At 58.3% G+C, this 10189-nt stretch carries 8 protein-coding genes; 3 read left to right on the plus strand and 5 right to left on the minus strand.

What is annotated here, in order from left to right; translation table 11 throughout:
* Positions 1 to 137: 137 nt before the first annotated feature.
* The gene (locus HYPGJ_RS07440; RefSeq protein ID WP_052750820.1) at positions 138 to 1520 is read left to right on the plus strand and encodes an O-antigen ligase family protein; all 1383 of its coding nucleotides are present in this window, start codon (positions 138 to 140) and stop codon (positions 1518 to 1520) included.
* A 54-nt stretch (positions 1521 to 1574) separates the two neighbouring features.
* On the opposite strand, the gene HYPGJ_RS07445 is transcribed toward HYPGJ_RS07440, so the two are convergent.
* On the minus strand, positions 1575 to 3404 hold the full coding sequence (locus HYPGJ_RS07445; protein ID WP_143440501.1) for a hypothetical protein: 1830 nt from the start codon (positions 3402 to 3404) through the stop codon (positions 1575 to 1577).
* Between the two features lie 244 nt (positions 3405 to 3648).
* Here HYPGJ_RS07445 and HYPGJ_RS07450 point away from each other — a divergent pair, with 244 nt between their 5' ends.
* Positions 3649 to 4554, plus strand: a complete 906-nt coding sequence (locus HYPGJ_RS07450; protein ID WP_052750821.1) for a DUF6492 family protein — start codon at positions 3649 to 3651, stop codon at positions 4552 to 4554.
* Positions 4555 to 4583: 29 nt separating this feature from the next.
* On the opposite strand, the gene HYPGJ_RS07455 is transcribed toward HYPGJ_RS07450, so the two are convergent.
* Both HYPGJ_RS07455 and HYPGJ_RS07460 read right to left on the minus strand, forming a co-directional pair.
* Positions 4584 to 5366 carry a WecB/TagA/CpsF family glycosyltransferase gene (locus tag HYPGJ_RS07455; protein ID WP_046846536.1) on the minus strand — a complete coding sequence of 261 codons (783 nt, stop codon included), beginning with the start codon at positions 5364 to 5366 and terminating at the stop codon, positions 4584 to 4586.
* The gene (locus HYPGJ_RS07460; RefSeq protein WP_046846537.1) at positions 5335 to 6345 is read right to left on the minus strand and encodes a glycosyltransferase family A protein; all 1011 of its coding nucleotides are present in this window, start codon (positions 6343 to 6345) and stop codon (positions 5335 to 5337) included. Before HYPGJ_RS07460 ends, HYPGJ_RS07455 begins: the two co-directional genes overlap by 32 nt.
* Before the next feature lie 511 nt (positions 6346 to 6856).
* On the opposite strand from HYPGJ_RS07460, the gene HYPGJ_RS07465 reads away from it, so the two are divergent.
* Complete coding sequence (locus tag HYPGJ_RS07465; RefSeq protein WP_046846791.1) at positions 6857 to 8368, plus strand: lipopolysaccharide biosynthesis protein; 1512 nt, start codon at positions 6857 to 6859, stop codon at positions 8366 to 8368.
* A gap of 27 nt (positions 8369 to 8395) precedes the next feature.
* Here the strand turns inward: HYPGJ_RS07465 and HYPGJ_RS07470 are convergent, their stop codons facing one another.
* Together HYPGJ_RS07470 and HYPGJ_RS19085 are read right to left on the minus strand one after the other, a co-directional pair.
* Positions 8396 to 9145 carry a 4'-phosphopantetheinyl transferase superfamily protein gene (locus HYPGJ_RS07470; protein WP_046846538.1) on the minus strand — a complete coding sequence of 250 codons (750 nt, stop codon included), beginning with the start codon at positions 9143 to 9145 and terminating at the stop codon, positions 8396 to 8398.
* On the minus strand, positions 9142 to 10026 hold the full coding sequence (locus HYPGJ_RS19085) for a hypothetical protein (RefSeq protein ID WP_143440502.1): 885 nt from the start codon (positions 10024 to 10026) through the stop codon (positions 9142 to 9144). The genes HYPGJ_RS07470 and HYPGJ_RS19085 overlap by 4 nt, the downstream gene beginning before the upstream one ends.
* Between the last annotated feature and the right edge of the window lie 163 nt (positions 10027 to 10189).

Here is a 10189-nt window from a genome sequence, read left to right on the forward strand (position 1 = left end):
CAACCGCGCATTAAGCTCAGTAATCAAGATTTGACCGCATGGTGTACGGCGGCAGGCGGACGGAGTACCTGGGAATGAGGAGCCAACCGCATCGGGTTCGATCGAGTTCGTCTATGTCAAGAGTCGCAAGGCGCCCAATGCGCGCTACGTCCGAGAAGCTCCCACCGCCCGCATTTGACGTGTGCATGCTCGTGCCGATGGCAGCGTTTGCCTACATCTTGATCCTCGCGCCTTTACTAAATTTCTCGCTCACAACGTCCTCCGAAATCAGCGTTGCACCGGCAGCAGCGGTCGAAATACTCATGACGCCGCGCCCGGAGAACAAGATCGTCTGGCCGCTCCTGACTCTCATCACACTGTTTCTGGTCGCGCGCAATTTCTCGCGTCTGAGACGCCTGCCGGCGAACATCATTTGTCTATTCGCCTACCTTGGCTTCGCGGGCTTGAGCATCCTTTGGGCGTTCAAGCCGGAGTTCACGCTCACGCGCTTCGTGCTTCAGGCGATGATCGTAAGCTGTATCGTCCTTCCGACGTTGATTGCGCGTCCCGGCACAGATGTGATGCGCGGCGTTTATTTCTGCTTCGCGGCGGCCGTCGTCCTGAACATCCCGATTGTCTTCATGCAGTCTCCGATCTCCGTTCAAGGCTGGCACGGCATCGAGGTCATCGGCTACCCCGGATATTTTTCGTTCAAGGGTGAACTCGGCCAATGCGCGGCCATCGCCTTTTTGCTGTCGCTTTACGAACTGCTGTTTCGGGGCTGGCGGCGCGCGCTGGCACTCGTCATCATCGCTGCAGCCGTTTTCCTCATGATCGTGAGCAAATCGAAAGGCTCACTCGGCATGGCCATAATCGCCCCCATCATGGCCGGGGCGACGTTGTTCATCGGCCGCAGGCTTGGAACATCACCCGCCATCACGATCCTGCCGATCCCGATCACATACGCCGTCCTGGCAGCGGTGATGGGAAACATCATCAATCGCATATCGTGGTACGTCTACGGCAACTACGATCTTTCCGGCCGTATGTTCATCTGGGATTTCGTGAACTACGAAATTTCCAAACGGCCAATTCTCGGCTGGGGCTACCAGTCGTTTTGGCTGGTCGGTTCCGATGGGCCGAGCCTCACCGAAGCGCCCGGCTGGATCAGGGGCATGCCTTCTGGCCACAACGGCTATCTGGATACGCAGCTCGATCTCGGCTATCCGGGCCTGCTGCTGCTCGTGGCCTTCATCATGACGACGCTGCACGCAATCGGTCATGTCGCGAAACGAAACGCACGGCTCGCGCTCTTATTGTTGGCGCTTGCCTTCTTCGTCATCCTGCAGAACTTCCTCGAGACCGTGTGGATGCACGGACAGGATACGCTCTGGATGACATTCCTGCTTGCGACCGCCGTCACAGCGCGATACGTGCCGGATTACCGGCAAAACGTACGCCCGCGTGCGCGCCGGCAAACTGCGAAGGGGCCGCTCGTTACGGCGGCCTACCAGCCCGAACCGGATACGCAAGCGTCCTGAGATCGACATCGCCAAATAGCGACGCCTGCTGGTAGCTGATCGGCTGGCGGCCTATCATTTGCCCATCATGCACGTCGGCATTTTGCCTTGCTCGAGGCAGGCCTTGGCCGGAAGCGCAGTAACAGCGCCCGTTGCGGGATCGACCCACGGCCACGGATTGGACCCAAAAAAATCCGGCTTTGCCGTCAGGTAAAGCGAGTTGGGGATCGGCCTCGGCGTGCCGGACCCTACGGCGCCGCCAATGCCATGCCACCGCTGCGATCGCGTCACCCAATCCCAATTGCCATCCCGAAGCTGCGTTTCATAAGTCTTCGGTTCCCAAGTCCATCCGCCTGCCTGCTGCGAGCCGATGCGCCACATGTTGACAATCCCATCCGTGAAACCGGAGAGTTCTTCGTAGGACCAGGATTTTTGGGAATCGGAATAGCTCGGGCTTCGATAGCTCAAGAGCTGCTGCCCGCTGAAACCCAGCACGTTACCGACCAAATTCGTGTTGTCGCTATGGGCTTGGATATCGACGGCGGCGCGCGCGCCAAAATCCATGTAGGGATAATCATTCACCTTGTACGCGTTCAGCGGCGGCCGCGCCGCGCGAAGCCCGGAAAGATGATTACGAAACACGGTGATGTAAATCGAATTGCCCCAGAAGCTGTCGCCTTTGTAATTGTGGCTGTAATTGCCTTCGAGCAATTCCATATGCGGCGTCGTGTAATGACCCGCGTTCAAACCGGCTTCCGGCATGTTCGGATATCCGCCGCCGTACGCGTCATCCATGTAGTTGTACGCAATGACGTTGCCGCCGCCCGTGGCCCGCACGACAATATCCTTATTGCCGCTCCACATGACGTTGTTCTCGATGAGATTGTCGGATGCGCCGGAATTGAGCGCCACGAGATATCCCGCGCCGCCGGGATTGGGATCTGGCGTTTCATGAACGTAGGAATCCCTGAGCACGCTGCGAAACGTGCCGTAAAAGCCGATCGACGAGCCGACGGACCAGTGCGATTCAACGCCTTTGACCCAGCAATAGGCGCATAGGTTGACCGAAATATTGCCGTGACCGTCGCCGCCCATGCCGCCGTAAACGTAAAGATCCTCGACGCCCACGCGATGCAGAACGGGCTCCTGATAGCGTGACATCTGCGCGGCGTACGCGGCCTTGAACGTGATGTGGAACGGCGTCGAGAACGTAACCGTGTTTCCGTCGACAGCCGTCACCTCCATCATTTGCGTCAAGGACCGGTCCTGACGGGAAAACCACCGCCGCGATCCTCCGCCAGGTGAATCGTGTTCCGGACCCCACCACACCCGCGGATCGTCATCCGTCACCTCGTCGATCAAGACAATCTCGCCCGCGACGACCCTCGGAGCGCTCGCCAGCACGACCGAGTTGGTGCCCTTGACCGCATCCGCCGCGAGATTGATGGACGACGAGAAATGCGAGGCGCTATTGCCGACGTAAAGCACGGCAAAATTCACATTGCTGTCGCGGTCGGCTTTGATGAGGCGGGTTCCGCCCTCCCCGGTGCCGAGCGCGCCGGTGCCCGAACCTCGCAACGTGCAGTCCGGCGACCTGAAACGCAGCCCCTGCCCCTCAATCCGGAACGTCCCGGGGCTAAGCTTCACTACCTGCCCGGCCGGACAAGTGTCGAGAGCATGCTGGATCGCTGCCGTGTCGTCGCCTGTTCCGCCTCGAGGTGCGAGCGTCCGGTAAACGACCGTCCGAATGGGAATACCGCCGACGGCGTTGAGACCCGGAGTCCAAGTCGTCCTCCGATCCGCCGGAATTATGTCCGCAGCCTCGCTTTCGCTGACCCTCGACTGCAGGTCTTTCGACGTGCCGGAGCTGATATTTTGGGCAGCGACATTAAAGGTATTCCCCATCACGATCGCGCTCGCTAAGAGCATGCTCGCGATGGCGGGAGACGAACGATGTCCAACGCACAACAGAGCGCGAAAGAAGGCGAGAAACCGCACGAATACAACGCAATTCACTATCATTAACATAGTGGGGCAGATTGATATTTTGGCATGAACTGCACGGCCCGATAGGTAGTTAAGACTATCATAAAATATTCGTTGCTCGGGCCTGTTAGCATGCGAAATGTGCGGATTATTGGGAGGCATTATGCGCATTGCCGTGATCACGAAAAGTTTCTCGCCTGATTATGAGCTGTGCGCAGCCCTGAACCGTTCAGTGCTGGAAAATTCACCTGCGACGGTCGAACACCACATCATCGTTCCGCAATCCGATCTCAAATTATTCAGCCGGCTCGCTGGTCCGCGCACACGTATACGCTGCGACGCAGAATTCCTGCCATCAAATTTCGTCCACGTTCCTTTCAGCAACATCACGGTCAATCTCAGCAAGCCATATCCTCCCGTGCGCGGTTGGATCCAGCAACAGATCGTCAAACTGGCCGCCGTCGCCAATTCCGATTGCGACGCCGTCGTGACGGCGGACTCGGACGTCGAATTCATCCGCCCCTTCGACGCCGACACATTCGTGCGCGACGGCGCCGTACGCTTCTTCCGCAAGCTGGACCAGATCGACGAGCGCCTGCCGCGGCAGATTATTTGGCATCGCGTGGCACACACTCTGCTCGGCCTGCCGCCTGAAGAGCCGCCGTTTCCCGACTACATCTCATCGCCGTTGGCGTGGAATCCTATCGTCGCCCGACAGATGTTTGAGCGGATCGAGAGCGTGACCGGAAAGCCCTGGTATACGGCGCTTGCTGGCCGCCTCGATTTCTCAGAATGCGTTCTTTACGGCGTCTTCGCCGACAACGTATGCGGACCGCCGGCAAACTCATTCGCCTCGGATGATGCGTTGTGCCTGCCTTGCTGGGCAAGCACGCCGCTGAACCTGGACACCATCGCAGCACTCGTCCGCGATGTTCGCCCAACCGACATCGCCGCATTCATTCAGTCCAAATCGCGGACGTCGAAGGAAGTCCGCGAAGCTGCCTTCGCAGCCTTGCGATCGGCGCACGCGCAGAAGTCCGCCGTGACGGCACCGGCGAAAGACGCTTGAAACAATCGCTTCTGTAAGACGCGGCGGCGTTAAGCTGCCGGCGATCGGCCCCGCGATCTCGTATCGCGAACATGCGCGATGATCAGCGGAAAGATTCTCGGGCATTCGATCAGATAGCGCCGCGCCAGACGCTTCGGATCAGAGAGAAGACGATGCATCCATTCGAGGCCAAAACGCTGAACCCACAGCGGCGCGCGCTGCTGCTTTAAAGTCAGGAAATCAATCGAAGCTCCGATGCACAGGCCAACGCCACGCGCCTCTCCCTGCTCGGCGATGCGCTGCGCCAGAATTTCCTGCTGTGGCATCCCGACCGCGAGAAACGTCAGAGCGGCCGGATGGCTCACGACAAAATCAATGCATTTCTTGATCTCGGCTTCCGAGTTAATAAAACCCATCGGCGGCGTGTACGAAGAAATATCAAGACCCGGATAGCGCCGGGCAAGAATGGCGCAATCTTCAGCGCTCGGCCCAACGATCGCGACTTTGAGATTGAGATCGGACGCACGCTGAACAAGCACCGCCGTCAGGTCGCTGCCGGTAACGACCGGCAAATTCAACCCGCACGCACGAGCCAACTGGCTCAGGACGCGGCTATCGCAATAAACTTTCCACGCGTCGGCGTACCGGACAAATCCATCGCCACCCGTCTCGTGGAGCTTGACCACGTGATGCACGTTCGGCGTCACGACATATCGGAACGGAAGCTTGCCGGCGGCGAGAATGTCATCGGCCGCACTCTCGGTGCTGGCCGCGTCGAAATCGATGCTGAGAAACCGCACTCTACCGAACGCTGCCATCTGCGAACCCGCCATGATTTGCTTTCGACAACGCCGGGCCGGAAACGGCCGCGACGCTCACCGGATGACTTGCATTCCAGATGTGCGCCTGCTCGTCATTGAGTTCGGCCGTTGCCGCCCGCTTGCCCTTGCGCAGACAGTTATGCTGGTAGGTGCGCAGAAAACGACGAAATTCCGTATCATCGTAACGCGGCAGGCCTTTGAGCCAGCTTCTGAGATAGCCCCACAGCATCGCAACGCTGCCCGTCAGGCGCGGATAAACCGGCAGCCTGTAAACCGCGACCGCCATGTAATAGAGCGGCGACGTACCCATGAAATACTGACCAAAACCGTGCCGAAGCCGTCCGGTCCAGATGCCGTTCTCGCTCGATCCCATCGGCCGGAGATGAATGAAACGAATATCCTCCGTATCGACGCTCTCCGCGATCCAGCCGAGCATGCGCGCCCGATGGCAATCGATACCGTCCCACATCACTTGCCGGACGAAGCCGCCGATTTCCTTGAAGCAAGCGGTGCGATAGAACTTGGTCATACCGACCGACATTTCATCGCCGCAGATTTCCGGTACGAGCGCGCCGCTCTGCGGGTCCGTGTACCAAGGCTTTCCAGAAGTCGTTCCGATGCGCGGATTGCTCTCCATCCGCTTCATGAGAAGTTCGAAATATCGAGCCGGCAAGTCGAGATCCATATCGAGCTTGCAGAGGTAGTCGAAGTCTTCGATCTGCACCGTATCCAGGCCGGCATAGAACGCATCGATGACGCCCGGTCCAACCCGGCGGCGCCCGCGATCGCCACGGCGAACGATGCGCAAGTACGGCAGACGTTGGGCATATTCCGCGAGGATCGCCGGCGTTTCATCCGTCGAGCCGTCGTCGACGACGATCCAAAGCGCCGGCGGCACCGTTTGCGCCGCGACACTGTCGAGCGTGCGACGCAGATACGCCGCCTCGTCACGGCAGGGTGAAACCAGAAGGTACCGGCGCGAAGCAGTCATGGCGACAAACACATGCCCTAAAAATTGGATTCCGTTCGATCAACCGCGAGACGGACAAAACGGATTCCCGTTCAATATCAGCGCGTGATCCCACGGAAAGAGGAGTTGACCGTTATCGTAAACGTCAGCAGTCTCGGTTGGACGCAGCATCATTTCAATGCGTCCGGGCCATTCTACGAATTTCCAAACGATGATCGCATCAAGACGTCACCACCATATTACGAGTTGCAAGTAAGAACGACCTTTTCGCTGCAGGTATGAAGTCCGTTTGACGCAGCTTATCGAACCGTCAACTCGGAACAGCGAACAACACATCGTCAATCTCTGGCCTCGATATGGCCCGAAGCCGCATCGGTTAAGCATCCCTTATCAATGAGCGTTGCAGGCGCGAAGCGGATGTCACAATGCTACGGCAAGCAAAAATTATTTGAAATCAGATATCGCCACCCATGCGAACAGTGGCGCGGCGCATGACTTTGACGGCCCAGTCCAGCAAGTGGCGAAGATTATTTTGAGCAATCGAACAGATAAGTACTTCCAGGAAAACGTGCCCAACGCGGGGCTCGGCCGTGCGTCGCTTCACAGCGGCATCATCGTCGTGGCAGCGCGCGGCGTCGGCCTCATGTCTCAGGTCGTTTCGATCATCATCCTGGCGCGCCTCCTCACCCCGCACGATTTCGGACTTGCCGCGATCATATTTTCGCTGACCAGCTTCGGCCCGATGCTGATCGACCTTGGAACGTCAGAGTCATCGAGCCAGAAGACGAGCATTTCGCGAGCCGAAATCAGCTCGCTGTTCTGGATCAACCTGACGATGGGCGTGCTGCTGGCCTGCATTCTCATTGCTCTGAGCGGACCGCTGGCCACCTTCTACCGCGAGCCGGAACTCACCGGCATCGCCATTTTCACGTCGATCACGTTCATCGCCTCGGGCTTGACGATCCAGCATTCCGCGCTGCTGCGCAGAGCGATGCAGTTCAGAAGTCTCGCAGCCATCGATATTTGCGCCAACGTCATCAGTAGCGTGCTGAGCATCGCGATGGCACTCACGGGCTGGGGCTACTGGGCGCTGCTCACAAAAACCGTCTGCGCCATATGCGTCACGGCAATCGGCGTATGGGTCAGCTGCCGCTGGTTGCCGATGCGGCCGCGCTATTCGCCGGAAGTCAAAAAATCGCTCCGGTTCGGAATGGGCGTCACCGGCTTTATCGTGACGGACAATCTTGCGAAATCCGCCGACCGAATTGCCCTCGGCTATTTCTATGGTGCCTCCGCACTCGGATACTATCAAAACGCGCTGCTGTTCTACGGCAACGTCCTCGGCCTGCTCGCCGATCCCCTGCATCCGATCGCTGTCTCGAGCTTGAGCAAGCTCCGCAACAGTCTACACGAATTCCGCCAGTCCTGGACGACCGCGCTATCGACGCTCAGCTTCGTGACGGCGTTGATTTTCGCGTTGCTTGCCGTCACCGGCACCGACTTCATCGTCATCCTTCTCGGCGAACGGTGGGCGCCCGCCGGTACGATCCTTTGCATCTTCGCCGTGCGCGGCATCGCGCAAACGTTCGAACGAACTCTCGGATGGCTGCACGTCTCGACGGGACGCTCCGAACGCTGGATGAAATGGGGCCTCTTCAGTTCCGTTTGCCAAATCGCGGCAGTGTTCGCCGGGCTTCCCTTCGGCGTCATCGGCACCGCGATCACAGGCACGATTATCGTCTATCTGCTCTTTATTCCGGGACTGGCCTACGCGGGCCGCCCGGTCGGAATTACGACGACGGACGTCGTCAAAGCCGTCGCGCCGCAAATCGTCGCCGGATTGGCCGCCATCGCGTTGGGACTACTGGCCCGACATTACGTCTTCCACGATTTCAACGAGATCGTAAGGCTCGTACTCTCAGGATTGCTGTGCGCCGCCATCTACTTCCTGATCGCGGTTGTCCTCTTCCGCGTAACGAAACCGCTGACGCTCGCGCTGTCTGTCATCAGCGATTACAGCATGCGGCTGTCGCGAAATTCCTGAGCGCAGCGACTGAATTCAGTACGCGCCCTAGTCCGCGCTTGACGCCGCAAGACGATCCTGCCGGACCCGCTCGCGCGGGCGATGTGCCACCGCCGCGATGTAACCGTCACGTGGGCGAAAGCCTTGCATCGACCAGCTTGAAACGCTGTCAATGCTGGGATCGATCCGCAGAAGGCGCGCCGGCGCATCGGGTTCCAGGCTGACGTCGAACGCATCAAGCGGACAGCTGAGCCCAAGCCCAATGGCCTTGATGAAAGCCTCTTTTCGCGTCCAGCAAGCGAGAAACGCCAGCGATTTCTGATCTACTGGCAATGCCGCCAACGCTGCCGCCTCGGCTGGCGAAAAGAAGCGTTCCGCCAAATCATCCGCGTCTTCGATCTCGCGCATCAACTCGACATCGACACCAACGTCGCGATCGCGGCAGAAGGCATAGAGAGCCAGAGAGCCAGAATGAGAGACGTTGAAATTCAACTCCGGCGCGCGATGAACGTCGGCAAGCCTTGGTTTCCCATACGCGTTCCCAATGAATTCAATTCCACCCGGCGGAATGCCGAGCCGCGGTGCAAGTAGCTCTCGCAACATGCCGCGGCCCACGACATAGCGCTGCTGGTGCTCGGGAAAGACAAACGTTTCGGCGTTCTGGCGTTCTTCCGACGAAAGATGCGACCATAACCTCGCGCGCACGTCCTCCGGCGCATCGAGGTTCACCGCAAACACGTCGAGATCATCAGCCTCGATCGCGAGGCGCGCAGCCGGATGCCGAATGCTCTCGATCACTTGTTCACGCGTTCAAGCCAGATTTCCCGCCAATACATCAGTTCGCCGCGAGGGCAATCCCCGGGCTCGTCGTAGCACAGACACTCTTCTCCGAGCCCGCCGCAGCCTATCATACTGCTGAGCGTGACGGTGTCTGAGATTTCCCGCATCACGCCCGTTTGTTCATTGATCATTCTGTCGACACGAGCCCTAACGCCAGCTTCGCGTCCACAGCATCTCATCATCTCGTGGCAAAGCGAGAGCCCCCGGTTCGACATTTTGTAATCGAGCGTGCCGACGATCTCAGCCTGCGATTTCACCCGCACGATTTCGCCGGGTTGAAGATTCAACGATTGTTTGGGTGTTGGCTTCTGATTGCCCCGCAGGCGATCGTCACAGCCTGAAAACCGCAGCAGTTTTTGCCAATAGAAGGTCGCGAACAGGCGCGCAGCCTGAAACGCGCGAAGATCGCCGCTCAATATCTCACTCGCCGCGATGCGCAGTCTTTTGAAGTTTCCTTTGATCGTCGCTTCGCGGGTCGATTTGTACAATTCCGTTGATTGGCAGAAATAATGAGTTTCATCCGTCTTTATCTTCAGGCGAGCACGCAATTCATCGAGTTTAGGATCGGCCGCGACTTGCTCTTTCTCGCCGGCTGGCCGAAGCCAACTCTCCTTCCAATATATTCTGCATCCATGTTTACATCCGTCGTGCCCGCTGCCATCGCAGCGCGGACCACTCAGAACCACGACGTCGTTCGACGGAAAAACCCGCAGCGCATGGCCATCGACACAGGTTTTATGAACCTGCCGCTGAACGCGAAAAGCCTGACCGCACCAACTCACCATTTCCGGCATAAAAGGAAGGCCATCCAGCGCGCCATTGTCATCGAGCGTACGCAAGATTTCATCCGCTGAGCGGACAACAACCAAGTCCCCAACCCTTAGTTTCGGCATTCGTTTACACCTGATACAGATAATCAGCCCACGGCCGTAGAAACATCACAAATTTTTACTAAAATCACTAGTGAGCAATACGTATCCTAAATAGGCGTATTAAAGTACT

Origin of the sequence: Hyphomicrobium sp. GJ21 (assembly GCF_001006785.1) — a bacterium.
Taxonomy (GTDB): domain Bacteria; phylum Pseudomonadota; class Alphaproteobacteria; order Rhizobiales; family Hyphomicrobiaceae; genus Hyphomicrobium_B.

Excerpts from the sequence above, each read along its gene's own strand:
- HYPGJ_RS07440 (WP_052750820.1), top strand. The coding sequence starts at position 138 with ATGCGCGCTACGTCCGAGAAGCTCCCACCGCCCGCATTTGACGTGTGC.
- HYPGJ_RS07445 (WP_143440501.1), bottom strand. The coding sequence starts at position 3,404 with ATGGGGAATACCTTTAATGTCGCTGCCCAAAATATCAGCTCCGGCACG.
- HYPGJ_RS07460 (WP_046846537.1), bottom strand. The coding sequence starts at position 6,345 with ATGACTGCTTCGCGCCGGTACCTTCTGGTTTCACCCTGCCGTGACGAG.
- HYPGJ_RS07455 (WP_046846536.1), bottom strand. The coding sequence starts at position 5,366 with ATGGCGGGTTCGCAGATGGCAGCGTTCGGTAGAGTGCGGTTTCTCAGC.
- HYPGJ_RS07450 (WP_052750821.1), top strand. The coding sequence starts at position 3,649 with ATGCGCATTGCCGTGATCACGAAAAGTTTCTCGCCTGATTATGAGCTG.